The following is a 26,573-nucleotide window of genomic DNA, read 5'->3' as shown; positions in this document are numbered from 1 at the left end:
CGACATGCAGCATACGCGCGAGGTTTTCGACTGGGCCGACCCGTTCCGCCTGGTGGAGCAGCTCACCAGCGAGGAGCGCATGGTGCAGGATACGGCCCATGCCTATGCGCAGGAAAAACTTGCGCCCCGCGTTCTCGACGCCTTCCGCAATGAAAAGACCGATCCTCAGATCTTCCGCGAAATGGGCGAACTCGGCCTGCTCGGCCCGACGATCTCGCCTGAGTATGGCGGCGCCGGTCTCGGTTACGTCGCCTACGGCCTGATCGCCCGCGAAGTCGAACGGGTCGATAGCGGTTACCGCTCGATGATGAGCGTGCAGTCCTCGCTGGTCATGGTGCCGATCGAAACATTCGGCTCCGAAGCACAGAAGCTGAAATACCTGCCGAAACTCGCCATCGGCGAATGGATCGGCTGCTTCGGCCTGACCGAACCCGATCACGGCTCCGACCCCGGCTCGATGGCGACACGCGCGAAAAAAGTCGACGGCGGCTACAGCCTCACCGGCTCTAAGACCTGGATCTCCAATGCGCCGATCGCCGATATCTTCGTCGTCTGGGCCAAGACCGAGGACGGCCTTATCCGCGGCTTCATCCTTGAAAAGGGCTGGAAGGGGCTCTCGGCGCCCGCCATTCACGGCAAGGTGGGCTTGCGCGCCTCGATCACCGGCGAAGTGGTGATGGACGGGGTCTTCGTGCCCGAGGAAAATCTTCTGCCCGGCGTCACCGGCCTCAAGGGGCCATTCACCTGCCTCAACTCAGCGCGTTTTGGCATCGCCTGGGGCGCGCTTGGTGCTGCCGAGGATTGTTATGCCAGAGCACGGCAGTATACGCTCGAGCGCAAGCAGTTCAGCCGACCGCTCGCCGCCAACCAACTGATCCAGAAGAAGCTCGCCGACATGGCGGCGGAGATCTCGCTCGGCCTGCAGGGCTGCCTGCGGCTTGGCCGCATGAAGGAGGAAGGCCATCCGCCCGTGGAACTGACCTCGATCCTCAAGCGCAACAGCTGCGGCAAGGCGCTGGAGATCGCGCGCGCCGCCCGCGACATGCTCGGCGGCAACGGCATTTCCGACGAATTCGGCATCGCCCGCCATCTCGTCAACCTCGAAGTGGTCAACACCTATGAGGGAACGCACGACATCCATGCGCTGATCATCGGCCGGGCGATCACCGGCATCGCGGCTTTCGCGAACTAATTCACAGGCCCGTCAAGGCGAATTGCCAGGCGCCTGACAATGTGCAACCTTTCCTCTCGCGGCACAAAGCCGGCAAAGAGGGGGATCGCATGTTTCTGCTTCTTGCATTGCTGATCGGTGTCGTTGCCGGCCTTCGCACCATGACGGCGCCGGCCGCCGTCGCCTGGGGCGCGGCACTTGGCTGGTTCGACGTCTCACAGACGCCGCTTGCCTTCATGGGTTACCAGTGGACGCCGTGGATCTTTACGGTTCTCGCCGTCGTCGAACTGATTGCCGACCAGTTGCCGTCGACGCCGTCGCGCAAGGTGCCGATGCAGTTCGGCGCCCGTATCGTCGCCGGCGCGCTGGCAGGCGCAACCATCGGGGCAGCCAGCAGCCTGCTGTTCGGCGGGCTGATCGCCGGTGTGATTGGCGCCGTCATCGGCACTTATGGTGGCGCCGCCGTCCGCAGCCGGCTTGCCGCCTCCTTTGGCAAGGATCTGCCTGCGGCCCTCATCGAGGATGCCGTCGCCGTCATCGGCGCGCTGGTGATCGTGGGGGCCGTCGCATGAAAAGCTTCGACGCTATCGTGATCGGCGCCGGCCAGGCCGGCCCGTCGCTTGCCGCCCGGATGGTCGAAAAGGGCATGAAAGTGGCGCTGATCGAGCGAAAATTCCTCGGCGGCACCTGCGTCAATGCCGGCTGCATGCCGACGAAGACGCTGGTCGCCAGCGCCCGCGCCGCCCATGTCGCAAGAAGCGGCGCCGCCTATGGCGTCAGGATCCCCGGCGCGATCGCCGTCGACATGAAGGTGGTCAGAGCCCGCGCCGAAAAGGTGACGATGGATGCCCGCAACGGCCTGATCGATTGGTTGGGCAGCATGGACGGCATGAGCATCATCTACGGCCATGCCCGCTTCGAGGGCCCCAACACCGTCAGCGTCGATGGCGAGACGCTGACCGCGCCGCGCATCTTCCTCAATGTCGGCGCGCGGCCCGTCATCCCCGAGCTCCCAGGCATCAATGATATCGATTACCTCACCAGCACCTCGATCATCCATCTCGACACGCTGCCCCGGCATCTCGTGGTGATCGGCGGCAGCTATATCGGGTTGGAATTCGCGCAGATGTATCGCCGCTTCGGCACTGACGTCAGCGTCATCGAGCATGGCCCGAAGCTCGCATCGCGCGAGGACGAGGATATATCGGATGCGATCGCCGACATCCTGCGCTCGGAAGGCATCGGCATCCACACCGACGCCGGCAATATCGCCTTCGCCAGAAACGGCAGCGGGGTGAGCGTCACCGCCGGCCCGGCGAAGATCGATGCGAGCCATGTGCTGATCGCCACCGGCCGCAAGCCGAACACCGACGATCTCGGCCTCGATGCCGCCGGCGTCATCACCGACAAACGCGGCTTCATCGCGGTCGACGACAGGCTCGCCACCAATGTCGAGGGCATCTGGGCGCTCGGCGACTGCAACGGCCACGGCGCTTTCACCCACACCTCCTACAATGATTTCGAGATCGCCGCCGCCAACCTCCTCGACGGCGATGATCGCAAGGTTTCAAGCCGCATCCCGGCCTATGCGCTCTATATCGACCCGCCACTCGGCCGCGTCGGCATGACGGAGAAGCAGGCGCGCGCCTCCGGCCGCAAGATCATGGTCTCGACCCGGCCGATGAGCCGCGTCGGCCGGGCCAACGAGCGCGGCGAAACCAAGGGCTTCATGAAGGTGATCGCCGATGCCGAGACCAAGCAGATTCTCGGCGCGGCGATCCTCGGCATCGAGGGCGACGAGGTGATCCACGGCTTGATCGATGCGATGAATGCGGGAACGACCTATCCGGCATTGCAATGGTCGGTGCCGATCCATCCGACGGTATCGGAGTTGATCCCAACGCTGCTTGGCGATCTGAAGCCGGTTTAGCTGTGATGCTTGGAAATCGACAGCTGGAGGCGGACCCCGCGTGTCTATCGAACTGCTGATCGAGAATTACGGCCTGCTGGCGATCTTTCTGGGCGCCGCCTTTGAAGGCGAAACGGCCGCGTTCCTTGGCGGCGTGATTTCCCACCGCGGGCTGCTGCCCTATTGGTCGGCGTCGCTCGCGGCCACGGCCGGATCTTTCGCCGGCGATCAACTATGGTTCCTCGTCGGTCGTTACGCGGCTAGCTGGAGCCTCGTCCGCCGGCTGAAGGAAAAGCCGGCGCTGGCGCGCGCAACCGCGCTTTTGGAAAAATATCCCACCGGTTTCATTCTTGCATTTCGTTTTCTGGTTGGGCTGCGGACGATCAGCCCCATCGTCATCGGCACGACACGGATACCGACCGGAAAATTCGTCCTCCTGAATGCCGCGGCCGCACTGGTGTGGGGGCAGCTTTTCACGGCGCTCGGTTACCTGTTCGGACACGGCATCGAACAGATATTAGGCCACCTTCCCCTTCACCGCCATCTGCTGGTCGCAGCCGGAGCCGCGGCTGTCGTCGCAGGCGCGGCTCTGGTCTTTCGCAAAATGAAACTCAGCGCCAGGCGCTCGTAAAGGCGATGGGACGGCCTATTCCATCACGATCTGCAGCTTTACGTCGCTCGGCCGCGCCTCGACGGCGCGATCAAACGCCTTGATCGAATCCTCGAATATGAAGGTCTCGGAAATTAGCGGTTTCAGGTCGACGCGACCCGAGCCGAGCAGGGCGATCGAGCGCTCATACTGATGCGCGTAGCGGAACACCGTCTCGATGCGGATCTCCTTGGTGGATGCCGTCGAAACGTCGAAGCCGATCGGGTTGACCGGCAGGCCAACGACGACGATGACGCCGCCCGGGCGCGGCAACGCCATGATCGTCTCCCAGGCCTTCGGTGAGCCGGAGCATTCAAAGACGACATCGGCGCCCCAGCCGTCCGTCAGCCGGCCGACCTCTTCGCTCAGGTTCTTTTCGCGGATATTGACCGGAATGACGCCCTGATATTGCGCGGCGATATCAAGTTTCGGCTGGGCGAGATCGGCGACGATCGCCCGGGCGCAGCCGCCGGCAAGGGCAGCAATCGCCACCATCGTGCCGATCGGCCCGGCGCCGAGGACGACGGCGGTATCGCCGGGTGTAATCTTCGCTTTACCAGCCGCCTGCATGCCGACGGCGAAGGGTTCGACCATGGCGCCCTCGGCGAAGCTGACATTGTCAGGCAGCTTGAAGGTGTAGTTGGCGGGATGCACGACCTCCGGCGTCAACACGCCATGGACCGGCGGCGTCGCCCAGAAGGTCACCGCCGGATCGATATTGTACATGCCGAGCCGGCTTGCCTTGGAATTCGGATCGGGAATGCCGGGCTCCATGCAGACGCGGTCGCCAACTTTCAGATGCGTGGCGCCGGCCCCGACCTCGACGACCGTGCCTGCTGCTTCATGGCCGAGCACCATCGGCGCGTTGACCACGAAGGGGCCGATCTTGCCGTGCGTGTAATAATGCACGTCGGAACCGCAGACACCGACGGTGTGGATCCTGATCTTCACCTCGCCCGGGCCGGTTTCGAGCGGCAGATCGATATCACGAAGCGCAAGCTCATGCTGGCGCTCGAGGACAAGCGCACGGACTTTGGTCATCGTCGGTTTCCTTCCCTATGGCCCCTCGGTTCATCGAGTGCCGTTGAAGCGACTATAAGACGGGAAGGGGCGGCAATTCAATCTTAGAGATTAAGCTTTTGCTCAACATGCGATGAAATGCCCGCCTCTATAATCCGAAAGATTTGTGTTCCAAGACCTCTGTATGATTCCAGCCGAGACCGTCGGAGAGTACATTCTCCATACGAGATCCCGACCATGAGGACAGGCAGAGAGATGAAGAAAGATCCCGATAATGTCGGCGGAAATCGGTCTTGCGGCCTGACGATATCAAGGTCATTGCGGGAATTCTGGCGCCGGTTTGTGGACCCGATTGTCGAACTGCCGAAGGGCCGCCAGCCGCGGCCGGTGCGTGTTGTCGTCGAGACGAGGGATCGAAATCGCCACCGACAGCGTTATTAGCCATGAGCCGGCACGGCGCCACGGAAGCATGATGACTCCGGGCAGATGCGGATCAGCAAGATAAGGAAGACCATCATGAAATCGATCGTGTCATTCTGTCTGTTCGCATCCCTGCTCTTTGCCGCAAGTGGGGCGTCTGCGGCCCTCGAACAAGCATCGCTCCCGCCGCAGCAGGAAGAAAGGGTGGTGCCGGCCAATCTCGCGCTCACCTTCACCGGCCCGGTCAATCTTGCCCGCTCGACGGCCATCCTGTTCGATGCTGAGGGTTTGGCGCTTCCCACCGGCAAGCCATTTCTCTCCGGTCCTGAAGGATCGATCTTCAAGGTCCCGCTCGACCCTGCCATGGCGCCCGGCCTCTATACCATCGACTGGCGTGTCCTCTCGATGGACGGCCGCAGCGCCCAAGGCCAATACCGGTTCCGGATCGATCCTTAGCTCGCTCGCTGAAAAGCATTTATGAGATTTTTATATTGACGGCTCCTTGCTCGTCTCGAACCTTTATGCCCTTCGGTTCCATATTGATCTCCGAGAGATCGAAAAGATCATCTCCACGCCAGAAAGCATGAAAGGCGACCCCCCCAGGGTGTGCGCCCTTTGTCTTGTCTGACTCCAACAAGAACAACAGGAGTCACGATCATGATGGATATCATTCTGCTTGGCACCGCGATCATATTCTTCGCGCTGTGCTTTGCCTACACAAGAGCCTGCGACAGGCTTTGACAGGAGAAACGACGATGACCCTCGATTATGTCTTGAGCGGTGCCGTAACCGTGTTTCTCACTGTCTACCTCACCTACGCTCTGCTTCGCCCGGAACGCTTCTGAAAAGAACTGGCGCTTCTGAGGTCGCGCATGCGACCGAGAAGCAGCCGGGTATTGAAAGTTTACCTCCATGACCCTCAACGGATGGCTTCAGATCCTGCTTTACTGCGGGATCATCCTGGTGCTCGTCAAACCGCTCGGCGGCTACATGACGCGTGTATTCAGCGGCGAGCGCACTTTCCTGTCACCCGTCCTCGTTCCGATCGAACGGCGACTTTACCGCATGGCCGGCACGGGCGAACGCGAGGAACAGCATTGGACCTCCTATGCCTTTGCCATGCTGCTCTTCAACCTTCTCGGCGTCATCGTGCTTTATGCGCTGCAGCGCCTGCAGGCCGGCCTTCCCTATAATCCGGCCGGCATGGCGGCCGTCCCGCCGGAGCTTTCGTTCAACACCGCCGTCAGTTTCGTCAGCAACACCAACTGGCAGAACTACGGCGGCGAAAGCACGATGTCCTATCTGACCCAGATGGCTGGCTTCACCGTCCAGAACTTCGCCTCCGCGGCGACGGGCATCGCCATCGCACTTGCCTTCATCCGCGCCTTCGCGCGCACGTCGGGCAAGGCCATCGGCAATTTCTGGGTCGATATGACGAGGGCCACCTTCTATGTGCTGCTGCCGATCTGCATCGTGCTGACGCTCATCTATGTCTATCTCGGCGTGCCGCAGACGCTCGGACCCTATGTCAATGCGACGACGCTCGAAGGCGCGCAGCAGACGATCGCCGTCGGCCCCGTCGCCTCGCAGCTTGCGATCAAGATGCTCGGCACCAATGGCGGCGGCTTCTTCAACGCCAATTCGGCCCATCCCTTCGAAAACCCCGATGCGGTCTCCAACCTCATCCAGATGGTTTCGATCTTCGCAATCGGCGCGGCGCTGACCAACGTCTTCGGCCGCATGGTCGGCAACCAGCGCCAGGGCTGGGCGATCCTCGCGACGATGGGCGTGCTGTTCCTCGCCGGCGTCACCGTCACCTATTGGGCGGAAGCCGCTGGTAACCCATTGATGCACGCCTTCGGTCTTGGCGGCGGCAACATGGAAGGCAAGGAAGTCCGCTTCGGCGTCGCCCTGTCTTCGCTGTTTGCGGTCATCACCACCGCCGCCTCCTGCGGCGCGGTCAACGCCATGCATGGCAGTTTCACCGCGCTCGGCGGCCTCGTTCCGTTGATCAACATGCAGCTCGGCGAAGTCATCGTCGGCGGTGTCGGCGCCGGCTTTTACGGTATCCTGCTGTTCATCATCGTCGCCGTCTTCGTCGCCGGCCTGATGGTCGGCCGCACGCCGGAATATCTCGGCAAGAAGATCGAGGCGAAGGAAATGAAGATGGCCGTTCTCGCCATCCTCTGCTTGCCGCTTGCCATGCTGGTTTTCACCGCGATCGCCACGGTGCTGCCGTCCGCCGTCGCCTCGATCGGCACGGCCGGCCCGCATGGCTTCTCCGAAATCCTCTACGCCTATACCTCGGCTGCGGCCAATAACGGCTCGGCTTTCGGCGGGCTGACAGGCAATACACCCTGGTACAACGTGACGCTCGGCATCGGCATGCTCGCCGGCCGCTTCCTGGTCATCATCCCGGCACTGGCCATCGCCGGCTCGCTGATCGGCAAGAAGACGGTTCCGGCCTCGGCAGGCACTTTCCCCACGGATGGTCCACTCTTCGTCGGGCTGCTCGTCGGCACGATCCTGATCGTCGGCGGCCTGACCTTCTTCCCGGCCTTGGCGCTCGGCCCCGTCGTCGAGCACCTGGTGATGATCGCCGGCCAGACCTTTTGAGGTGATGCCGCAGCGATCCTCACGATTTGACAGGGCTGACCGGCATCCGGTTCGCCATCCTCTTTCCAAGCTGGAGCCTCTTATGAGCCAGGCAAAATCCGCGAGTATCGTCGATAGTCGCATTCTCATTCCGGCCGTGGGCCCCGCCTTCAAGAAGCTCGACCCACGGGCACTTGCCAGAAATCCGGTCATGTTTGTGGTGGCCACGGTCTCGGTGCTGACCACCGTGCTTTTCCTGCGCGATCTCGCGGCCGGCAACTGCAATCTCGGTTTCTCCTTCCAGATCAATCTCTGGCTCTGGTTCACCGTGCTGTTTGCCAATTTCGCCGAGGCGGTTGCCGAGGGCCGCGGCAAGGCGCAGGCGGATTCGCTGCGCAAGGCGCGCACCGAGACCCAAGCCAAGCTGCTGACTGCCAACAATGGCAGCGACTACCGCATGGTGCCCGGCACCAGCCTCAAGGTCGGCGACGTCGTGCTCGTCGAGGCTGGCGACATCATTCCCTCGGACGGCGAAGTCATCGAAGGTGTGGCCTCCGTCAACGAGGCGGCGATCACCGGCGAATCCGCTCCCGTCATCCGCGAATCCGGCGGCGACCGCTCGGCAGTGACCGGCGGCACCCAGGTGCTGTCCGACTGGATCCGCGTGCGCATCACCGCAGCGGCCGGCTCGACCTTCATCGACCGGATGATTGCGCTAGTCGAAGGTGCTGAACGCCAAAAGACGCCGAACGAGATCGCGCTCAACATCCTGCTGGCCGGCATGACGCTGATCTTCGTGCTCGCCACCGCGACGATCCCGAGCTTTGCCATCTATGCCGGCGGCTCGATCCCGATCATCGTGCTCGTCGCGCTCTTCGTCACGCTGATCCCCACGACGATCGGCGCGCTGCTGTCGGCAATCGGCATTGCCGGCATGGACCGCCTGGTCCGCTTCAACGTGCTCGCCATGTCCGGCCGCGCCGTCGAGGCCGCCGGCGATGTCGACACGCTGCTGCTCGACAAAACAGGCACGATCACCCTCGGCAATCGCCAGGCGACGAGCTTCCGCCCGGTTCGCGGCGTCTCCGAACAGGATCTCGCCGATGCCGCCCAGCTCGCCTCGCTGGCCGACGAAACGCCTGAGGGACGCTCCATCGTCGTGCTCGCCAAGGAGAAATATGCGATCCGCGGCCGCGACATGGCGAGCCTCAAGGCGACCTTCGTGCCCTTCACCGCCCAGACCCGCATGAGCGGCGTCGATCTTGAAGGCGCCTCGATCCGCAAGGGTGCGGTCGATGCCGTGCTGACCTATGTCAATGGCGACGCGTCTTCAAAGAATGGCAGCGAGGTCGTGCGCGAACTGCAGTCGACCGCCGACGAGGTCGCCAAATCGGGCGGCACGCCGCTGGCCGTTGCCCGCGACGGCAGGCTGCTCGGCGTCATCCAGCTGAAGGACATCGTCAAGGGCGGCATCCGCGAGCGCTTCACCGAGCTGCGCCGCATGGGCATCCGCACCGTGATGATCACAGGCGACAACCCGCTGACGGCAGCCGCCATCGCTGCCGAGGCCGGCGTCGACGACTTCCTTGCCCAGGCGACGCCGGAGATGAAGCTGGCGCTGATGCGCGAGGAACAGGCCAAGGGCAAGCTCGTCGCCATGTGCGGCGACGGCACCAACGATGCGCCGGCGCTTGCCCAGGCCGATGTCGGCGTCGCCATGAACACCGGCACGGTCGCCGCCCGCGAGGCCGGCAACATGGTCGATCTCGACAGCGACCCGACGAAGCTGATCGAGATCGTCGAGATCGGCAAGCAGTTGTTGATGACGCGCGGCGCGCTGACGACGTTTTCGATCGCCAACGACATCGCCAAGTACTTCGCCATCATCCCGGCGATGTTCCTGACCTTCTATCCGCAGCTCGGCGTCCTGAACGTCATGGGGCTTTCGACGCCGCAAAGCGCCATTCTCTCGGCGATCATCTTCAACGCACTGATCATCGTCGCGCTGATCCCGCTGTCGCTGAAAGGTGTGCGCTACCGTCCGATCGGCGCAGGCGCGCTCTTATCGCGCAACCTGCTGATCTACGGCCTCGGCGGCATCATCGTCCCGTTCATCGGCATCAAGGCGATCGACATGGCCGTCGCAGCCCTCGGCCTCGCCTGAAACACTCCAAGGAGTAACAACAATGTTGAAAGAATTTCGCCCGGCCGTCGTCATGATTGTCGCCACCACCGCCATCACCGGGCTTCTTTATCCGCTCGCCATGACCGGTGCTGCCCAAGCCCTCTTTCCCAGCCAGGCGAACGGCAGCCTGATCGAGAAGAACGGTGAGGTGATCGGCTCGGCGCTGATCGGCCAGGCCTTTAGCAGCGACAAGTATTTCCACGGCCGCCCTTCGGCTACCGGCGACGGCTATAATGCCGCTGCCTCCAGCGGCTCGAACCTCGGCCCGACCAGCAAGAAACTGATCGACCGCGTCAAAGACGATTACGAGACCGCCAAGGCGGCGAGCCCGAATTCGGAGGTGCCCGCCGACCTCGTCACCGCGTCGGGCAGCGGCCTCGATCCCGATATTTCGCCGGAGGCGGCCTACTTCCAGGTGACCCGCGTCGCCAAGGCGCGAAGCCTGGACGAGGCCAAGGTCAAGGCGCTGGTCGACGGCGTCGTTCAGGCCCGTGAACTCGGCCTTCTCGGCGAGCCCACCGTCAATGTTCTGGCGTTGAACCAGCGGCTTGATGCTTCTATGACTGAGTGAAGGTAGGCGGGCCACAGCCTTTCCCTCATTGCTGTGCTCGTCACAGCAATGAGGGAAAGTGGAGCAAGCCTCGCCGACATGAAAGACCACACCCATGCCAGACGACAATCGCGACCAGGCCGGCAGGCCATCGCCCGATGCGCTTCTCGAAAAAGCCCGGGCGGAAACGCGCGGCCGTCTGAAGATCTTTCTCGGTGCCGCCCCGGGCGTCGGCAAGACTTACGAGATGCTGATCTCCGGCCGCGCCAAGATCGCCGATGGCCTCGATGTCGTCATCGGCGTCGTCGAGACCCACGGCCGCAAGGAGACCGAGGCGCTCGTCGCCGGTTTCGAAATCATTCCCAGCGTCGAAATCGACTATAGGGGCCGGCTGCTCCAGGAGATGGATCTCGACGGAATCCTCGCCCGCCGGCCTGATCTCGTGCTGGTCGACGAACTCGCCCATAGCAATGCCGAGGGCAGCCGCCATCCGAAACGTTACCTCGACGTCAGGGAATTGCTCGATCGCGGCATCGACGTTTATACGACGCTGAACATCCAGCATGTCGAAAGCCTGAACGACGTCGTCTCGCAAATCACCCGCATCCGCGTGCGCGAGACGGTGCCGGACTCCATCATCGACATTGCCGATGACGTCGAGATCATCGATCTGACGCCGGACGATCTCATTAAGCGTCTGCACGACGGCAAGGTCTACATGCCGCGCACCGCCGAGCGGGCGCTGACCAACTACTTTACCCCCGGCAACCTGACGGCGCTCAGGGAACTGGCGCTGCGCAAGACGGCGCAGCGCGTCGACGACCAACTGCTGACCCACATGCAGGCCCACGCCATCTCAGGCCCCTGGGCGGCGGGCGAACGTGTCCTCGTCTCGGTCGACCATCACCCGCGCTCCGCCTCGCTGGTGCGTTACGCCGCCCGCATGGCCTCGCGGCTGCGCGCCCCCTGGGCGGCCGTCTATATCGAGACCAACCGCTCGATCAATCTCAGCGAAGCCGAGCGCGATACCGTCGCCGCCACCCTGCGCCTTGCTGAACAGCTCGGCGGCGAGGCGATCACCCTTCCCGGCCGCGAGGTGGCCGAAGAACTCGTCCGCCACGCCACCGCCAACAACGTCACCCACATCGTCATCGGCGCCCCGAAGAAGCCGACCTGGCGCGACTGGTGGAACCGCTCGATCACCGACGAACTGATCCGCAAGACAGGCGAGATCAGCGTCCATGTCATCTCAGGCAGCGAGAAGGATGGCACGACCGCGCGCGGGGTCAGGGCGGCCGCCATCGCACCGCCACTGGATTTCAGAGCCTACCTGCTGGCGACCGTCTATGTCGCTATTGCGCTCGGCGTCGGCGTCGTGCTCGACCAGGTGCTTGACGTCCGCAACCTCGCCCTGGTCTTCCTGATGGCGGTGCTGACCTCCGCCGTGCTTCACGGCCTGCGGCCGGCACTTTACAGCTGCATCCTCAGCGCACTGTCCTTCAATTTCTTTTTCCTGCCGCCGCGCTACACGCTGACGATCAGCGATCCGGAAAGCGTGCTGGCCCTGTTCTTCTTCCTCGGCGTCGCCATCATCGCTAGCAACCTGACCGCGACCGTGCAGCGCCAGGCCGCCGCCGCGAGGCAGCGGGCGCGCACGACCGAAGACCTCTATCTCTTCTCGAAAAAGCTCGCCGGCACCGGCACGCTCGACGACGTCCTCTGGGCGACCGCCTTCCAGCTCGCTTCGATGCTGAAGGTCCGCGTCGTGCTGCTGCTGCCGGAAGAGGGCGGCATCGCCGTCAAGGCCGGCTACCCACCCGACGATACGCTCGACGATGCCGATATCGCCGCCGCTCGCTGGGCCTGGGAACACAATCACGCCGCCGGTCGCGGCGCCGATACCCTGCCCGGCGCCAAACGCCTCTACGTACCGCTCAGAACCGGGCGCACCGCCGTCGGCGTCATCGGCCTCGACAGCGACCGCCGCGACGGGCCGCTGCTGACACCCGAGCAGCAGCGGCTGCTCGATGCACTGGCCGACCAGGCGGCCCTTGCCATCGAGCGTGTCCAGCTTGTCGCCGATGTCGATCGGGCAAGGCTCGCGGCCGAAGCCGACCGGCTGCGCTCGGCGCTGCTCACCTCGATCTCGCACGACTTGAAGACACCGCTTGCCGCCATCCTCGGCGCCGCCGGCACGCTGCGCGACTATTTTGCCTCGATGCCGGAGGAGGATCGTAGCGACCTGCTTGCCACCGTCGTCGACGAATCCGAGCGCCTCAACCGCTTCATCGCCAATCTGCTCGATATGACCAAGATCGAATCCGGCGCGATGGAACCGAACCATGCGCTGCATTATGCCGGCGATATCGCCGGCAGCGCACTCCGTCGCGCCGCAAAGATCCTCGAGCGCCACAAAACCGAGATGCATATCCCCGCCGACCTGCCGATGGTGCGTGTCGATCCTGTCCTGTTCGAGCAGGTGATGTTCAACCTGCTCGACAATGCCGCAAAATACGCGCCCGAGGGATCGGTGATCGACATCGGGGGCTGGGCGGATGCCGATTACGTCGTTCTGCAGGTCGTGGACGAAGGCCTGGGCATCCCGCCGGCCGATCTCAACCGTGTGTTCGACACCTTCTATCGTGTGCGCAAGGGCGATCAGGTGCGCGCCGGCACCGGCCTCGGCCTTTCCATCTGCCGCGGCTTCATCGAGGCGATGGGCGGCACGATTACCGCCAGCAACCGGCCGGGCCGCCCAGGCGCGGTCTTCACCATCCGCCTGCCAAAACCCACCGACATTCCGAAACTGGATGAACTTTGATGAGCGGCTCAACCGTCAAAATCCTTGTCGTCGACGATGAGCCTCCGATCCGCAAGCTGCTCCGCGTCGGCCTGACCGCGCAGGGTTACGAGGTACAGGAGGCGGCCAACGCGGCCAACGCCCGTCAGTCGGTCGCCGACGCCATGCCCGACCTCATCGTGCTCGACCTCGGCCTGCCCGATACATCGGGCCACGACCTGCTGCAGGAGTGGCGCGACCAAGGGCATTCCATGCCCATCGTCATCCTTTCCAGCCGCACAGACGAGGCCGGCATCGTCAAGGCGCTGGAAAGCGGGGCCGACGATTACGTCACCAAACCCTTCGGCGTCAACGAACTCGGCGCCCGCATTCGCGTGGCGCTGCGCCACCGCCTGCAGCAGCAGGGCGAAAAGGCGATCTTTCAGACGGGCGGGCTGTCGATCGATCTGGTCAAGCGTATCGTTAAGGTCGACGGCCAGGACATAAAGCTGTCGCCGAAGGAATACGACATCCTGCGGGTGCTCGCCCAGCACGCGGGCAAGGTGCTGACACACCAGTTTCTTCTAAAGCAGGTATGGGGACCGGCAGCGGATGTGCAGTATCTGCGCGTCTACATCAGGCAGCTGCGGCAAAAAGTCGAGCAGATTCCCGACCAGCCGCACTATATCACCACCGAGACCGGCGTCGGCTACCGGCTCAGGGAACCGGACTGAACGCCCTTCCCTCCCGCTGCCCGAACGAACCAGAACAGCATCGAGCCCAGACAGCATAGAGAATGACATGAACCTTCCCAACATCATCCGACCGGAACACACCTTCATCGGCGTGTCGGCGCCGACGAAATGGCGCGCGCTGCAGGGTATAGCGGATAAGGCGGCCAAGGCCTTCTCTGTCGACGGCCAGACCATCCTGAAAGCGCTTGAAACGCGCGAGAAGCTCGGCTCCACGGGGATCGGCAACGGTATCGCCATTCCGCATGCGGCGATCGACGGCATGACCAGCCCGCGCGGCCTTCTCCTCCGCTTCGCCCAGCCGCTGGATTTCGAGGCGATCGACGATATCCCGACCGACATCGCCTTCGTGCTGCTCTTCGGGGAAAACAATCGCGGTGAATATCTGAACGTGCTTTCCGCCATCGCCCGGCGGCTGCAATCGGACGGCGTGCTTGCCGCCATGCGCAAGGCAAGGACGGTCGACGAATTCTATTCCGATTTCATCGCCGATTCCAGGGTATGAAAAAGGCGCGGCCCAAAGGTCGCGCCTCCTCGTCTGCAATCAGACTATCTTAGAGCGCCGCGCGTCCGAAAGGACGCGCTAAGGACGCTCTAACGCTTTGAACTGGCGCATAATCCTTTCCGAAAATCGATGACGATTTTCGGGGTTATGCGCTAGAAGTCGCGCTGGAAGCGCAGGAAGCCGAACACTTCGTCGTCGCCTTCGTCCTCATCGTGATATTGCACGCTGAGCTTCGTCCTGAGGTCGTCAACGATACGGTAGTCGATCGTGACGCCGGTGGTGTAGGCGCTGCCGCCGCTGAAGCCGTTGCCGTCAGCGTCGAGAGCGATATTTTCGAAGTACTGGAAGCCGGGGGTGACCGACCACTTATCATTGATCTTCAAGGCGTATTCTGCTGCGATCGTCCATTCGGACTCTTCGTAGTAGTAGTTGGCGCCGCTTGCCCATACGCCGGCAATGCCGAGCGTGCCCGGGCCGATGTCGGCATAAACGATGCCACGGACCGCGACTTCGCTGGTGTCGGTGTCATAACCGGCAAGCAGGTAAGCACTGATGGCGCCGGCCTTGTAGGAGACCTGGCCTGCGACACCAAAATTGTTCGGACCGTCGCCCGGCTTGGTGGCGTAGTCGTCTTCCAGTTCGTCGACCGAGATGCCGGCGGCGAAAGCGCCGGACTCGTACTGATAACGGATCGAGTTGTGGGTCGTCTCGTTGCTGGCGAGCGTATCGGTCTCGCCGCTCATGTCGTCATCCCACCAGCTGTACAGCTTACCGACGCGGAATCCGGCAATATCGATATAGCCTTCATCCAGCAATGCTTCCTGGTCGGTGGCATTGTCGACATTGTAACGCAGCGTGATGACACCGGTGAGCGTACCGTACTCGGTGTCGTTCTTGGCCTGGAAGGTGACCTGACCGCGAGTCCAGAAGTCTACGTCGGAATCGCCGGAGATCTGCTTACCGAAGCGCACTTCGGTACGAATGTAGCCGCCGATCGAAAGGCATGTTTCCGTCCCCGGAATATAAAAATAGCCGGTACCGTAGGCGTCGCAAACGCGAACATATTCCACGGGCTCGGGTTCCGCCGCCACGATGGCGTCGGCTGCGCGGGCTCCGGAGGCCGCGGCAAGGGCGGCAACGGAGGCAAAAAGGATAGTTCTGATATTCATTTTGAATGGCCCTAACAGGTTTGGAATGCGAGGCGCATTTCAAGGGATGCCCCCACGTAGCGGTCGGAGAATACGACCGCACGGGGGCCATATAGGAATCCGCAAGTGTCATCGCGGCAAAATCTGGGCAAAAATCAGCAGCACCACGGCGCTTTAGTGGAGGAACTGTGGCGAAAAAAACACGGTCCCGCGGCCGACGGCGGCGGCAACGAATTGGCCGCGGCCAACTTCGACACGTCTATTTCAAAATCACCCCTCAAATGGAATGACATTCTAACGGCAGGGCCGGAACCGGAAGAACCTTTGTTTCATTATACGACTGACTTGATAGAGTTAAGACAGAAAACAGGAGGGTTCCCATGCAGACACAACGGCTCACCCGGCTCCTCGCGGCCGCGGTCATGGCGGGCAGCTTCGCGATCGGGAGCATTGCTCCCGCTTTCGCGGATCAGACGCTGCTCAACGTTTCCTATGATCCGACTCGCGAATTGTATAAGGATTTCAATGCTGCCTTTGCTGCCAAGTGGCAAAAGGACAGCGGTGAAACCGTGACGATCCAAGCCTCGCATGGCGGTTCCGGCGCCCAGGCCCGCTCCGTCATCGACGGTCTCGACGCCGACGTCGTCACCCTGGCGCTCGAAGGTGATATCGACGCCATCGCCAAGGCGACCGGCAAGATCCCGGCCGACTGGAAGACAAAATTCCCCAATAATTCGACGCCCTATACGTCGACGATCGTCTTCCTCGTGCGCAAGGGCAACCCGAAGGGCATCAAGGATTGGGGCGACCTGGTCAAGGACGACGTGCAGGTCATCACCCCGAACCCGAAGACATCGGGCGGCGCCCGCTGGAACTTCCTCGCTGCCTGGGCATGGGCCAAGCAGGCGAATGGCGGCGACGAAGCCAAGGCGCAGGATTATGTTGCGAAACTGCTGCAGCACGTTCCAGTTCTCGACACCGGCGCGCGCGGCGCCACGACCACCTTCGTCCAGCGCGGCCTCGGCGACGTGCTGCTTGCCTGGGAAAATGAAGCCTATCTTTCGCTCGAAGAACTCGGTCCCGACCAGTTCGAGATCGTGACGCCGAGCTTCTCGATCCGCGCCGACCCGCCGGTTGCCATCGTCGACGGCAATGTCGACAAGAAGGGTACACGGAAGGTCGCCGAAGCCTATCTCAACTACCTTTATTCGGACGAAGGCCAGAAGATCGCCGCCAAGCACTATTACCGGCCGATCAAGCCGGAAGCCGCCGATCCGGCCGACATAGCCCGCTTCCCGAAGCTGACGCTCGCGACCATCGACGACTTCGGCGGCTGGAAAGAAGCGCAGCCGAAATTCTTCGGCGACGGCGGGGTATTTGACCAGATCTACAAGCCGGCCCAATAATAGACTTCATGAAAGCACATAGCCCCACGCGGTGGCGGTTCAGGCGGCCGAGCGTCATTCCGGGTTTCGGAATGACGCTCGGCTTTACCTTGACCTGGCTCACCCTTCTGATCCTCATCCCGCTCTCGGGCCTTGCCGTCCGGTCGAGCGCGCTCGGCTGGGAGAAATTCTGGTCGATCGCGCTCGATCCGCGCACGCTGAACGCGCTGCGCATCAGCTTCGGCAGCGCCTTCATCGCCGCGATCGTCAATGCCGTCTTCGGCGTCCTGCTTGCCTGGGTGCTGGTGCGCTACCGCTTTCCCGGCAAACGCATCATCGATGCCATGGTCGACCTTCCCTTCGCGCTGCCGACCGCCGTTGCCGGCATCGCACTGACGACGCTTTATGCGCCGAATGGCTGGATCGGCCAGTTTCTGACGCCGCTCGGCATCAAGATCGCCTTCACCCCGGCCGGCATCGTCGTGGCGCTGATCTTCGTCGGCCTGCCGTTCGTGGTGCGCACGGTGCAACCGGTCATGGAGGAAATCGACAAGGAGGTCGAGGAAGCAGCCGCAACGCTCGGCGCCAATCGCTTCCAGACGATTTTCCGCGTGCTGCTGCCGGGGCTGGCGCCTGCCGCGCTCACCGGCTTTGCGCTCGCCTTTGCCCGCGGCGTCGGCGAATACGGCTCGGTCATCTTCATCGCCGGCAACCTGCCGTTCAAATCGGAGATCGCACCGCTTTTGATCATCATCAAACTCGAAGAGTATAATTACGCGGCAGCGACCGGCATTGCGGCGATCATGCTGATCATCTCGTTCGCCATGCTGCTCGTCATCAACCTCATCCAGAGCTGGAGCAGGCGGAGGTACGGCTATGGCGCTTGAGTCAACCGTTCAACCGGTCAAGCTGCGTTCGGTGACCACCGAAAACCGGATCGCGCGCCGCACGCTGATCATCGTCTCGATGGTCTTCCTGCTGCTGATACTGCTGCTGCCGCTCGCGGCCGTCTTCGTCGAGGCCTTCCGCAAGGGTGCCGGCCCGTTCCTCCAGGCGCTCGCAGACGCCGAGACCTTCTCGGCGATCCGCCTGACACTGATCGTTGCCGGCGTCAGCGTTCCCCTCAACCTCGTCTTCGGGGTCACCGCCGCCTGGGCGATCGCCAAGTTCGAGTTCAAGGGCAAGGCCTTTCTGACGACGCTGATCGACATGCCCTTCTCGGTCTCACCCGTCATATCGGGCCTGGTCTTCGTGCTGTTGTTCGGCGCCAATACCTGGCTCGGCCAGTGGCTCAGCGCTCATGACATCAAGATCCTGTTTGCGGTGCCGGGGTTGATCCTCGCCACCATGTTCGTCACCTTCCCCTTCGTCGCCCGCGAGCTGATCCCGCTGATGCAGGAACAAGGAACGGCCGACGAAGAGGCAGCCCTTTCGCTCGGCGCCAGCGGCTGGCAGACCTTCTGGCACGTGACGCTGCCGAATATCAAATGGGGCCTGCTCTACGGGGTGCTGCTCTGCAACGCCCGCGCCATGGGCGAGTTCGGCGCCGTCTCGGTGGTGTCAGGCCACATCCGCGGCCAGACAAACACCATGCCGCTGCAGGTGGAGATCCTCTATAACGAGTATAATTTCACCGGCGCTTTTGCCGTCGCCACACTTTTGGCCTTGCTGGCGCTCGTCACTCTTGTTTTGAAGACGCTGCTGGAAATGCGCTATAGCGCTGAAATCGCCGCCAGCCGGCGGCACTGAAGGATTTGGAATGGAAGTACGCGTTCAAAACATCCGCAAGGAATTCGATCGTTTTCCGGCGCTGCACGATGTCTCGCTCGACATCCGCTCCGGCGAGCTCATCGCACTGCTCGGCCCTTCGGGCTCCGGCAAGACGACATTGCTGCGGCTGATCGCCGGCCTCGAAAGCCCAACGGAGGGTCTGATCTTCTTCGGCGACGAGGACGCCTCGAAGAAAACCGTTCAGCAGCGCAATATCGGCTTCGTCTTCCAGCACTATGCTCTGTTCCGCTACATGACGGTGCTCGACAATGTCTCCTTCGGCCTGAAGGTCAGGAACAGCGCACGGCGGCCCGCCAAGGCCGATATCCGCAAGCGAGCGCTGGAACTGCTCGACCTCGTCCAGCTTTCCGGTCTCGAAAAACGCTACCCCGCCCAGCTTTCCGGCGGTCAGCGCCAGCGTGTGGCGCTTGCCCGCGCCATGGCCGTCGAGCCGAACGTGCTGCTGCTCGACGAGCCCTTCGGGGCGCTCGACGCCCAGGTGCGCAGGGATCTGCGTAAATGGCTGCGCGATATCCATGACCGCACCGGTCACACCACCGTCTTCGTTACCCACGACCAGGACGAGGCCCTGGAGCTTGCCGACCGCGTCGTCGTCATGAGCCAGGGGGCGATCGAACAGGTCGGCACGCCGGATGAGGTCTACGACAACCCGAATTCTCCCTTCGTCTTCGGCTTCATCGGCCAGTCGAACTGCCTGCAGGTCGAAATCTCCGATGGTGACATCCGCTTTGAAGGCCGTTCGCTCGGCCTCAATGCCGATAGTGAGCCGGAGGGCCCTGCGCAGCTCTACTTCCGCCCGCATGACGTCAGGCTCTGCGAATCGGCTGAAAACTGCATTGCCGGCCAGCCGGTTTCCAGCCGCCGCGTGGCCGGTACCCGCCATATCGAATTGGATATCGGCAATGACCGCCCGCATATCGAGATCGAGCTGCCGCCGAGCGAGGCCGACAGGCTCGACCGCAACCGCGTGGCCTTCAAGCCGACCCGCTGGAAGCTGTTCCGCAGCTGATGGAGGTTGTCGCCAATGACCCGGCTCCTTGCAGGACTCTCATGTCGCGAGAGTCCATTTGGCTTTTTGTGATCTATGGTTGTTTGTATTTTAGTCACATGACGAGTAAAAGATTTTCACGATAAAAAGTAGGACTAATCCCACAGGAGGCACCTGGCGTTGAGGGCGGAGATTTCCTTTGGAAAATCCCTGATCGGGATTTTGTTCGCAGGGCTGGCGGCCGCAGGCTGCACGACGACATCGAAACCGGCGGCAACGTCGGCGAAGACCAAGCAGGTTCACGCGGCGAAGGTCACTTTCAATTATACGACCAAGGATCGCGACTGCCTGCAGCGCGCGATGTATTTTGAATCGCAGCATTCGGATGAGGACGGCTATATGGCTGTCGGAACCGTCGTCATGAACCGGCTCACCTCCGGCGCCTATCCTCCTTCGATCTGCGGCGTCGTCGCCCAGGAAAAACAGTTTGCGCCCGGCGTGATGACGCGCGAAGTCAAGCCGCAGGCCGAAACCGAGCTGGCGACCGCCGCCGACGCGATCCTGAAGGGCGCACGCCATCCGGCAGTGAAGGATGCAATGTTCTTCCACACCGACGGGCTGAAATTCCCCTACAACAACATGCATTATGTGACGGTCGCCGGCGGTAACGCCTTCTACGAGAAGCGCGACTCCGATGGCATGCTCGAGACACCGCCGCCGCTGCCCGCCTACGAGGTGGCGATGAATTATGTGCCGGGCGAAAGCATGCTGCCGCCGCAATTCGAGGCGCTGATCCCCTCGGCTGTTCCCGTTCCTCTCCCGGCTCCGGATCCGTTGGCGACGGCGAGCACGATGTCGGCGATAAATATGGCGCCTACGGCACGTATGGCGCCCATCGCTAATCCCATGCCGATGCAGATCACGGCACCGGTGACTTCGCCGGAAACCTCAATCGAACCCGACCCGGGAATGCCGATCGCGATCCCCATTCCCCGCCCCGCCTATGACAGCGTCATGCTGCGCGGCAGCATTGCAGCGAACGGCGGCTAAACCAGTTTCGGTTTTGAAGTGAACGCGCGCCTTAAGCGCGCTCTTCCCAGACCCTGGCAAGCTCGACGATCGTCTTGACTGCCTTTTCCATATCCTGGCGGCTGACCCATTCGAGCGGCGAGTGGAAGGCGTGGCCGCCGGCGAATATGTTTGGGCACGGCAGACCCATGAAGGAGAGGCGCGAGCCGTCGGTGCCGCCGCGGATGCTGCCGCGCACCGGCGTCATGTCGGCCCGGCGCACCGCTTCGATGGCGTTGTCGACGATTTGCGGGTGCCGGTCGAGCACCACCTTCATGTTGCGATACTGCTCCTTGACCTGGAAATAATAGGTCGAGCCGGGATAGCCAGCCATGACCTCCTTGACGATGGCTTCGAGCATGGCTTCCTTTTCCACCAGCCCCTTATCGGTGAAGTCGCGGATGATGAGGCTGAGCGACGCCTTCTCCATCGAGCCGGTCACCCCTGTCGCATGGATGAAACCCTGCTTTCCCTCGGTGGTCTCGGGCGCCATCTCCCTCGGCAGCCGGTCGATGATGGCGCCGGCGATCTTGATGGCGTTCTCCATACGATCCTTGGCGAAACCCGGATGGATCGCCACGCCTGCTATGCCGATCTCCACACCATCGGCCGAGAAGGTCTCGTCCTCGATATGGCCGGCGGTCTCGCCGTCCATCGTATAGGCAAAGTCGGCGCCGAGTTTCCTGAGGTCGACCTTGTTGACGCCGCGCCCGACCTCTTCGTCGGGCGTGAACAGGATTTTGATCGTCCCGTGCCGGAGAGCTGGATTGTCGACAAGGAACTGGGCCGCGGTCATGATTTCCGCCAATCCCGCCTTGTCGTCGGCGCCGAGCAATGTCGTGCCATCGGTCGTGACGATGTCGTTGCCGATCTGATTGTTCAGCTCGGGATGCTCGGAAACGCGGATGACCCGGCTTGCATCGCCGGCAAGCCTGATATCCCCACCGGCATAGTTCCGGATGATCTGCGGCTTGACATTCGTGCCGCTGAAATCGGGCGCCGTATCCATGTGCGAGCAGAAACAGATGACCGGCACCGTCTTGTCGCTATTTCCAGGAATGGTCGCGTAGACATAACCGTGTTCATCGAGATGCGCGTCGGCAAGGCCGATCTTCAGCAGTTCATCGACCAGAATCCGGCCGAGATCCTTCTGTTTTTCGGTGGTCGGCTGCGTCGACGAGGCAGGATCGGATTGCGTGTCGATAACGGTATAACGGAGAAAGCGGTCGAGAACGGTATCGGTCATGGCATCCAATCCAGAAAGATCACCCGAGAGATATAATCCTCGCGGAGGATGCGGCAAAAGATTTTTCCGCTCGCGACGCGAGAGAATTGCCGTTCAGTCGATGCGCTTTCCCTCGCCGTCGAAGACGTGCAGATACTGGGCCGGGAAGGCCACGTTCACCTTCGGGCCTGCCTTCAGCGCTTCGCGATCGAGCGTGAAGATCTTGAACGGCAGGCCGTGCAGGGCAAGGTGCAGGATGATGCCGAAACCGGTGGGTTCGACGAGTTCGACATCGGTGGCAAGTCCTGCCCCATCATTGGTCATCAGCACGTGCTCCGGCCGGATGCCGAGCGTCACCTTGGCGCCGTCTCCCAGCGGCAGCGGCTTTGCCAGCGGCACGATCGTGCCGTCCTGCAGCTTGACGCCGCCTTCGACATAGCTCGCCTCGAGGAAATTCATTCCCGGCGAGCCGATGAAGCCGGCGACAAAAAGATTGGCAGGGCGGTCATAAAGTTCCAGGGGACTGCCGACCTGCTGGACGACGCCGCCATGCATGGCGACGATCCGGTCCGCCAGCGTCATCGCCTCGATCTGGTCGTGGGTGACGTAGATCGAGGTCGCCTTCAGGTCGCCATGCAGTTTCTTGATTTCGGCGCGCATCTGTTCGCGCAGGCGCGCATCGAGGTTGGAAAGCGGTTCGTCGAACAGGAAGGCCTTCGGTTGGCGCACGATGGCGCGGCCCATGGCGACGCGCTGGCGCTGGCCGCCGGAAAGCGCCTTCGGCCGCCGTTCGAGCAGCGGATCGAGGCCAAGCTTGGCGGCGGCCGAAGCCACAGCGCTCGCGATCTTCTCCTTCGCCGTCTTCCGCAGCTTGAGGCTGTAGCTCATATTGCCGGCGACGTTCATATGCGGATAGAGCGCATAGGACTGGAACACCATGGCGATGTCGCGGTCCTTGGGATGAAGCTCGTTCACTCTGGCGCCTGCAATGCGGATCTCGCCTGATGTGACCTCCTCCAGCCCGGCGATCATGCGCAGCAGCGTGGACTTGCCGCAGCCGGACGGACCGACGAGCACGACGAACTCGCCATCCTTGATTTCGAGGTCGACGCCGTGCAGCACCTGCACATGGCCATAGGCTTTGCGGATATTCTGGATATCGATCGATGCCATTTGTTTAACCCTTGACCGCGCCGGCCGTCAGGCCCTGGACGAGATAACGCTGGATGAGCAGGAAGAAGAGGCCGGCCGGAATGAGCGCCATGACGCCCGCCGCCATCATCTGCCCGAAATCCACCGAGAATTTCGAAACGAAGGTGAGAAGGCCGACCGGGAAAGTCGCCGCGTCATTGCCGTTGATCAGCATCAGCGCAAACAACAACTCGCTCCAGGCGGCGGTGAAGACGAAGCCGAGCGTGGCGGCGATCCCCGGCAGCGTCAGCGGCAGGATGATCTGGCGAAACGCCGTGAACTGCGTCGCCCCGTCGATCATCGCCGCCTCTTCGAGATCCCTCGGGATGCCGTCGAAGAAGGACTGCATCAGGAAGGTGGCAAACGGCACGTTGAAGGCGGTGTAGACAATGACGAGACCGGTCAGGCTGTTGGTCAGATGCAGCGGCGACAGGATCTTGAAGATCGGCGCCACCAGCATGACCAGCGGAAACATCTGGGTCAGCAGCATCAGCGCGACGATCCAGTATTTGGCCCGGAAATTGAACCGCGACAGCGCGTAGCCGGAGAGTGAGGCGCAGATCGTCACCGTCACCGCCGTCGACGTCGAGACGATCAGGCTGTTCTTGAAGAAGGTCGGAAAGGCGCTGTGCTGCAGCACGAAGGCATAGTGCTCCCAGGTCGTGCGCGACGGCCACATCCGCACGCCTTCGCTATAGAGCAGGTCGTTCGGCGTCACCGAGACCTTGAGCAGCCAGAACAGCGGGAAGAGCGCGAAAGCGATATAGCAGAGGATTGCCAGACGGTGCGCGATGGTGGGAATGAGGGATCGTCTCATTGGCTCAATCCTTGTTCAGCAGCGTCTGCCGCAGCAGGATGATCAGCATCGAATAGGCAAGCAGCAGCCCGAGCAGCACCAGGGCGATCGCCGAGGCATAACCGAAATCGAGCCGCTTGAACGCCGTCGTGAAGATGTAGCTCGCAACGATCTGCGTGCGGTCGGCCGGCCCGCCATTGGTCATGACGACGATGAGATCGGCGAAGTTGGAGATCCAGACGGTGCGCAGCAGCACGGTGATGGCGATCGTCGGCGCCAGAAACGGCAGGGTGATCGAGCCGAAACGCTGGAACCAGCCGGCGCCGTCGATCGACGCCGCCTCGTAGAGATCGCGCGGGATTGCCTGCAGGGCGGCAAGCAGCGTGATGGCGAAGAAGGGAATGCCCCACCAGACATTGGCGACGATCGGCCCCCACATCGCATAATTGGGATCGGAAAGGATATTGCCCGGCTCATGCATCAGCCCGAGGGCGAAGAGCCAGTGCGGGATCGGCCCGATGACCGGATTGAACAGCCAGGCCCAGTTGAGGCCGGCGAGAAAGGACGGCACCGCCCACGGCAGGAAGACCAGCGCCTGGGCGATTGCCCGGCCTGGGAATGGCTTGTCGAGCAGCAGCGCCAGGATGAGCCCGAAAGTAAACTGCAGGACAACGGAGGCACCGGTCCACCAGAGCGTGTTCCGCAGCGCCCCATAGAAGGCAGGATCCGTGGAAAGCTCGCGGAAATGATCGAGCCCGATGAAGCCGCCGGAAAACGGATTGAGCAGCTGGATATCGCGGAAGGCATAGGAAACGCCGACCGTCAGCGGCACCAGCATCACCGCGATGATCAGGATCAGCGACGGCGCGCTGTAGAGATAGGGCTCCGAAGCATCGGCAAGACGACGCAGCCATGGCCTGCGGTCGCGACGCATGTCGAGCGTATCGGCGGAAGTGGTCATCAGATTGCAGTTTCCATTGTCTTTACCGGTCGGGAATTGGTGACGTTTCCGAATGGAGAGACCGGAGCCCCCTCATCCGACCCTACGGGCCACCTTCTCCCCGCTGGGGGAGAAGGGGAATGAGGCGCCGCCACGCGTCCCTTCTCCCCAGCGGGGAGAAGGTGCCGGCAGGCGGATGAGGGGGCTTCTGCCACAAAGCCCTCTATCCTTATTTCTTAGTCAGGAACTTCTGCTGCGCCTTGGTCAGGTATTCCGCCCACTGGTTGGCCAGATCCTTCGCCGAGATGTCGCCCAGCATTGCCTGCTGCGAGGTCTTGATCGCCAGCGAATCCTTGAAGAAGGCAAATTCTTCGAGGTAGGTCGGCATCACCGTCGGTACCGTGTTCGGGTCCGCCAGTTCCTCGAACCAGCCCTTGAACTGGTCACCGGCATAGAAGGGATCCTTCTCGGCCGCAGTATAAGCCGGCAGGGCGCCGATGCGCTTGTTCCACTCGATATTGCCTTCCGGCCCTTCGAGGGTGGCGATCAGCTTCCAGGAGAGATCCTTGTTGCCGCTGGTCGAAAACATCGACCAGCCGCCATAACCGATGGTCGGGAAGGACTTGCCGTCCGGGCCCTTCGGCAGCGGCATGACGCCGAAATCGTCTTTTTTCATGCGTTCGGCGATGGCGATCAGCGCATCCGGATCCTGGTCGAGGAAGGCGCAGGTGCCGGAATAGAAACCGGCGACGACTTCGTTGAAGCCCCAGTTGATGCTGTCCTTCGGCGCATAACCCTTCTTGTAGAGATCGACCATCCATTCGATGCCCTTGGCCCAGCCGGGGCTGTTCATCGTCGAGGTGCCGTCGTCGTTGAAGTATTTGTTCGAACCGGCCATCGAGGCGGCAAAGATCATCCAGCCGTTGAGGCCGCCCGCTCCACCGCGCATGCAGTAGCCGTATTTGCCGGACAGTTTGGAGATCTTTTCGGACGCAGCGGTGAATTCCTCCAGCGTCTTCGGTGGTGCTGCGACACCGGCTTCGGAAAGCAGCTTCTTGTTGTAGAACATCGCCCGGAGATAGAAGCCGTAGGGCAGCATATAGGCGGTCTTCTTGACGTCGCGGCCAAGTTCGAGCGCGCGCGGCGTCAGTTCCTTGGTGTGCTCCCACTTTGCGAGATAGGGCTCGAGGCTTTCGAGCATGCCGTTATTGGCATAGAGCGACAGCCAGGTATCGGGCATTTCCATCACATCGGGCACATCGCCGGCCGATACCATGGTCGCAAACTTCTGGAACGCTTCGTTCCAGGGCAGCGAAATGATGTCGACCTTGGTGCCGGGATTGGCGGCTTCGAACTTGCCGACGATCGATTTCAGCGTTTCGGTGCGCTCCGGGCTGGTGATGACTTCGACGAGCTTCAGCGTCGTGTCGGCAAAGGCCGTGCCCGCCATCATCGAAGCAAAGAGCGTTGAGATTATTAGCTTTTTCATGCTCGGTTCCCCCTTGT

Annotated in this window: 24 protein-coding genes; 17 read left to right on the top strand and 7 right to left on the bottom strand. The window is 62.2% G+C overall.

The genetic code is table 11. From position 1 onward, the window contains the following. The first annotated feature begins 4 nt into the window (after window positions 1–4). The 4 genes from J3O30_RS27620 (at window position 5) to J3O30_RS27605 (ending at window position 3,711) form a co-directional block, all read left to right on the top strand. Window positions 5–1,192: an acyl-CoA dehydrogenase gene (locus J3O30_RS27620; RefSeq protein ID WP_207585594.1), complete on the top strand. Its 1,188-nt coding sequence runs from the start codon at window positions 5–7 to the stop codon at window positions 1,190–1,192. Between the two features lie 89 nt (window positions 1,193–1,281). Next, window positions 1,282–1,743, top strand: coding sequence for a DUF4126 family protein (locus J3O30_RS27615; RefSeq protein WP_207585593.1), 462 nt, complete (start codon window positions 1,282–1,284; stop codon window positions 1,741–1,743). Beyond that, on the top strand, window positions 1,740–3,101 hold the full coding sequence (locus J3O30_RS27610; RefSeq protein ID WP_207585592.1) for an FAD-containing oxidoreductase: 1,362 nt from the start codon (window positions 1,740–1,742) through the stop codon (window positions 3,099–3,101). Before J3O30_RS27615 ends, J3O30_RS27610 begins: the two co-directional genes overlap by 4 nt. A gap of 40 nt (window positions 3,102–3,141) precedes the next feature. Further along, window positions 3,142–3,711 carry a DedA family protein gene (locus J3O30_RS27605; RefSeq protein ID WP_207585591.1) on the top strand — a complete coding sequence of 190 codons (570 nt, stop codon included), beginning with the start codon at window positions 3,142–3,144 and terminating at the stop codon, window positions 3,709–3,711. Between the two features lie 15 nt (window positions 3,712–3,726). Here J3O30_RS27605 and J3O30_RS27600 read toward each other — a convergent pair whose 3' ends face one another. Then, complete coding sequence (locus J3O30_RS27600; RefSeq protein WP_207585590.1) at window positions 3,727–4,770, bottom strand: NAD(P)-dependent alcohol dehydrogenase; 1,044 nt, start codon at window positions 4,768–4,770, stop codon at window positions 3,727–3,729. A gap of 495 nt (window positions 4,771–5,265) precedes the next feature. Here J3O30_RS27600 and J3O30_RS27595 point away from each other — a divergent pair, with 495 nt between their 5' ends. The 8 genes from J3O30_RS27595 (at window position 5,266) to J3O30_RS27560 (ending at window position 14,535) form a co-directional block, all read left to right on the top strand. Further along, window positions 5,266–5,625: a copper resistance protein CopC gene (locus J3O30_RS27595; protein WP_207585589.1), complete on the top strand. Its 360-nt coding sequence runs from the start codon at window positions 5,266–5,268 to the stop codon at window positions 5,623–5,625. Between the two features lie 299 nt (window positions 5,626–5,924). Further along, the gene (locus J3O30_RS27590; RefSeq protein ID WP_003547774.1) at window positions 5,925–6,014 is read left to right on the top strand and encodes a K(+)-transporting ATPase subunit F; all 90 of its coding nucleotides are present in this window, start codon (window positions 5,925–5,927) and stop codon (window positions 6,012–6,014) included. A 67-nt stretch (window positions 6,015–6,081) separates the two neighbouring features. Then, complete coding sequence (gene kdpA, locus J3O30_RS27585) at window positions 6,082–7,785, top strand: potassium-transporting ATPase subunit KdpA (protein ID WP_207585588.1); 1,704 nt, start codon at window positions 6,082–6,084, stop codon at window positions 7,783–7,785. An 82-nt stretch (window positions 7,786–7,867) separates the two neighbouring features. Further along, on the top strand, window positions 7,868–9,928 hold the full coding sequence (gene kdpB / locus J3O30_RS27580; RefSeq protein WP_207585587.1) for a potassium-transporting ATPase subunit KdpB: 2,061 nt from the start codon (window positions 7,868–7,870) through the stop codon (window positions 9,926–9,928). Window positions 9,929–9,950: 22 nt separating this feature from the next. Next, a complete protein-coding gene (gene kdpC / locus J3O30_RS27575) occupies window positions 9,951–10,520 on the top strand; it encodes a potassium-transporting ATPase subunit KdpC (RefSeq protein WP_207585586.1) in 570 nt (189 codons plus the stop codon). A gap of 94 nt (window positions 10,521–10,614) precedes the next feature. Next, on the top strand, window positions 10,615–13,320 hold the full coding sequence (locus J3O30_RS27570; protein WP_207585585.1) for a sensor histidine kinase KdpD: 2,706 nt from the start codon (window positions 10,615–10,617) through the stop codon (window positions 13,318–13,320). Beyond that, on the top strand, window positions 13,320–14,012 hold the full coding sequence (locus J3O30_RS27565) for a response regulator transcription factor (RefSeq protein ID WP_207585584.1): 693 nt from the start codon (window positions 13,320–13,322) through the stop codon (window positions 14,010–14,012). The genes J3O30_RS27570 and J3O30_RS27565 overlap by 1 nt, the downstream gene beginning before the upstream one ends. 67 nt (window positions 14,013–14,079) lie before the next feature. Continuing rightward, window positions 14,080–14,535: a PTS sugar transporter subunit IIA gene (locus tag J3O30_RS27560; protein ID WP_207585583.1), complete on the top strand. Its 456-nt coding sequence runs from the start codon at window positions 14,080–14,082 to the stop codon at window positions 14,533–14,535. Between the two features lie 152 nt (window positions 14,536–14,687). On the opposite strand, the gene J3O30_RS27555 is transcribed toward J3O30_RS27560, so the two are convergent. Continuing rightward, window positions 14,688–15,704 (bottom strand): porin, encoded by a 1,017-nt coding sequence (locus J3O30_RS27555; RefSeq protein WP_207585582.1) that lies wholly within the window; start codon window positions 15,702–15,704, stop codon window positions 14,688–14,690. A 359-nt stretch (window positions 15,705–16,063) separates the two neighbouring features. On the opposite strand from J3O30_RS27555, the gene J3O30_RS27550 reads away from it, so the two are divergent. The 5 genes from J3O30_RS27550 to J3O30_RS27530 all read left to right on the top strand — a co-directional run bounded on the left by J3O30_RS27550 (window position 16,064) and on the right by J3O30_RS27530 (window position 20,897). Beyond that, the gene (locus J3O30_RS27550; protein ID WP_207585581.1) at window positions 16,064–17,089 is read left to right on the top strand and encodes a sulfate ABC transporter substrate-binding protein; all 1,026 of its coding nucleotides are present in this window, start codon (window positions 16,064–16,066) and stop codon (window positions 17,087–17,089) included. 8 nt (window positions 17,090–17,097) lie between these two features. Beyond that, window positions 17,098–17,955: a sulfate ABC transporter permease subunit CysT gene (gene cysT / locus J3O30_RS27545; RefSeq protein ID WP_207585580.1), complete on the top strand. Its 858-nt coding sequence runs from the start codon at window positions 17,098–17,100 to the stop codon at window positions 17,953–17,955. Continuing rightward, the gene (gene cysW, locus J3O30_RS27540) at window positions 17,945–18,817 is read left to right on the top strand and encodes a sulfate ABC transporter permease subunit CysW (RefSeq protein WP_207585579.1); all 873 of its coding nucleotides are present in this window, start codon (window positions 17,945–17,947) and stop codon (window positions 18,815–18,817) included. Before cysT ends, cysW begins: the two co-directional genes overlap by 11 nt. Before the next feature lie 10 nt (window positions 18,818–18,827). Next, window positions 18,828–19,868: a sulfate/molybdate ABC transporter ATP-binding protein gene (locus tag J3O30_RS27535; protein ID WP_207585578.1), complete on the top strand. Its 1,041-nt coding sequence runs from the start codon at window positions 18,828–18,830 to the stop codon at window positions 19,866–19,868. 159 nt (window positions 19,869–20,027) lie between these two features. Then, window positions 20,028–20,897, top strand: coding sequence for a cell wall hydrolase (locus J3O30_RS27530; protein ID WP_207585577.1), 870 nt, complete (start codon window positions 20,028–20,030; stop codon window positions 20,895–20,897). A 31-nt stretch (window positions 20,898–20,928) separates the two neighbouring features. On the opposite strand, the gene pepT is transcribed toward J3O30_RS27530, so the two are convergent. The 5 genes from pepT to J3O30_RS27505 all read right to left on the bottom strand — a co-directional run bounded on the left by pepT (window position 20,929) and on the right by J3O30_RS27505 (window position 26,556). Next, on the bottom strand, window positions 20,929–22,161 hold the full coding sequence (pepT, locus tag J3O30_RS27525) for a peptidase T (RefSeq protein WP_207585576.1): 1,233 nt from the start codon (window positions 22,159–22,161) through the stop codon (window positions 20,929–20,931). Window positions 22,162–22,254: 93 nt separating this feature from the next. After that, window positions 22,255–23,313 carry a sn-glycerol-3-phosphate ABC transporter ATP-binding protein UgpC gene (ugpC, locus tag J3O30_RS27520; RefSeq protein ID WP_207585575.1) on the bottom strand — a complete coding sequence of 353 codons (1,059 nt, stop codon included), beginning with the start codon at window positions 23,311–23,313 and terminating at the stop codon, window positions 22,255–22,257. 4 nt (window positions 23,314–23,317) lie between these two features. Next, complete coding sequence (locus J3O30_RS27515) at window positions 23,318–24,148, bottom strand: carbohydrate ABC transporter permease (RefSeq protein WP_207585574.1); 831 nt, start codon at window positions 24,146–24,148, stop codon at window positions 23,318–23,320. A gap of 4 nt (window positions 24,149–24,152) precedes the next feature. Continuing rightward, complete coding sequence (locus tag J3O30_RS27510; protein ID WP_207585573.1) at window positions 24,153–25,088, bottom strand: sugar ABC transporter permease; 936 nt, start codon at window positions 25,086–25,088, stop codon at window positions 24,153–24,155. Between the two features lie 208 nt (window positions 25,089–25,296). Then, window positions 25,297–26,556 (bottom strand): sugar ABC transporter substrate-binding protein, encoded by a 1,260-nt coding sequence (locus J3O30_RS27505; RefSeq protein WP_207585572.1) that lies wholly within the window; start codon window positions 26,554–26,556, stop codon window positions 25,297–25,299. Window positions 26,557–26,573: the final 17 nt, after the last annotated feature.

Source organism: Rhizobium sp. NZLR1 (assembly GCF_017357385.1).
Lineage (GTDB): Bacteria > Pseudomonadota > Alphaproteobacteria > Rhizobiales > Rhizobiaceae > Rhizobium.
Note: the sequence above shows the minus strand (reverse complement) of the source record. Positions and strands in the feature narration are given on the sequence as shown.

What these genes read in the sequence shown, in the direction of transcription:
- J3O30_RS27620 (WP_207585594.1), top strand. Translation starts at nt 5, where the DNA reads ATGCAGCATACGCGCGAGGTTTTCGACTGGGCCGACCCGTTCCGCCTG.
- J3O30_RS27615 (WP_207585593.1), top strand. Translation starts at nt 1,282, where the DNA reads ATGTTTCTGCTTCTTGCATTGCTGATCGGTGTCGTTGCCGGCCTTCGC.
- J3O30_RS27610 (WP_207585592.1), top strand. Translation starts at nt 1,740, where the DNA reads ATGAAAAGCTTCGACGCTATCGTGATCGGCGCCGGCCAGGCCGGCCCG.
- J3O30_RS27600 (WP_207585590.1), bottom strand. Translation starts at nt 4,770, where the DNA reads ATGACCAAAGTCCGTGCGCTTGTCCTCGAGCGCCAGCATGAGCTTGCG.
- J3O30_RS27595 (WP_207585589.1), top strand. Translation starts at nt 5,266, where the DNA reads ATGAAATCGATCGTGTCATTCTGTCTGTTCGCATCCCTGCTCTTTGCC.
- J3O30_RS27590 (WP_003547774.1), top strand. Translation starts at nt 5,925, where the DNA reads ATGACCCTCGATTATGTCTTGAGCGGTGCCGTAACCGTGTTTCTCACT.
- kdpA (WP_207585588.1), top strand. Translation starts at nt 6,082, where the DNA reads ATGACCCTCAACGGATGGCTTCAGATCCTGCTTTACTGCGGGATCATC.
- kdpB (WP_207585587.1), top strand. Translation starts at nt 7,868, where the DNA reads ATGAGCCAGGCAAAATCCGCGAGTATCGTCGATAGTCGCATTCTCATT.
- kdpC (WP_207585586.1), top strand. Translation starts at nt 9,951, where the DNA reads ATGTTGAAAGAATTTCGCCCGGCCGTCGTCATGATTGTCGCCACCACC.
- J3O30_RS27570 (WP_207585585.1), top strand. Translation starts at nt 10,615, where the DNA reads ATGCCAGACGACAATCGCGACCAGGCCGGCAGGCCATCGCCCGATGCG.
- J3O30_RS27565 (WP_207585584.1), top strand. Translation starts at nt 13,320, where the DNA reads ATGAGCGGCTCAACCGTCAAAATCCTTGTCGTCGACGATGAGCCTCCG.
- J3O30_RS27560 (WP_207585583.1), top strand. Translation starts at nt 14,080, where the DNA reads ATGAACCTTCCCAACATCATCCGACCGGAACACACCTTCATCGGCGTG.
- J3O30_RS27555 (WP_207585582.1), bottom strand. Translation starts at nt 15,704, where the DNA reads ATGAATATCAGAACTATCCTTTTTGCCTCCGTTGCCGCCCTTGCCGCG.
- J3O30_RS27550 (WP_207585581.1), top strand. Translation starts at nt 16,064, where the DNA reads ATGCAGACACAACGGCTCACCCGGCTCCTCGCGGCCGCGGTCATGGCG.
- cysT (WP_207585580.1), top strand. Translation starts at nt 17,098, where the DNA reads ATGAAAGCACATAGCCCCACGCGGTGGCGGTTCAGGCGGCCGAGCGTC.
- cysW (WP_207585579.1), top strand. Translation starts at nt 17,945, where the DNA reads ATGGCGCTTGAGTCAACCGTTCAACCGGTCAAGCTGCGTTCGGTGACC.
- J3O30_RS27535 (WP_207585578.1), top strand. Translation starts at nt 18,828, where the DNA reads ATGGAAGTACGCGTTCAAAACATCCGCAAGGAATTCGATCGTTTTCCG.
- pepT (WP_207585576.1), bottom strand. Translation starts at nt 22,161, where the DNA reads ATGACCGATACCGTTCTCGACCGCTTTCTCCGTTATACCGTTATCGAC.
- ugpC (WP_207585575.1), bottom strand. Translation starts at nt 23,313, where the DNA reads ATGGCATCGATCGATATCCAGAATATCCGCAAAGCCTATGGCCATGTG.
- J3O30_RS27515 (WP_207585574.1), bottom strand. Translation starts at nt 24,148, where the DNA reads ATGAGACGATCCCTCATTCCCACCATCGCGCACCGTCTGGCAATCCTC.
- J3O30_RS27510 (WP_207585573.1), bottom strand. Translation starts at nt 25,088, where the DNA reads ATGACCACTTCCGCCGATACGCTCGACATGCGTCGCGACCGCAGGCCA.
- J3O30_RS27505 (WP_207585572.1), bottom strand. Translation starts at nt 26,556, where the DNA reads ATGAAAAAGCTAATAATCTCAACGCTCTTTGCTTCGATGATGGCGGGC.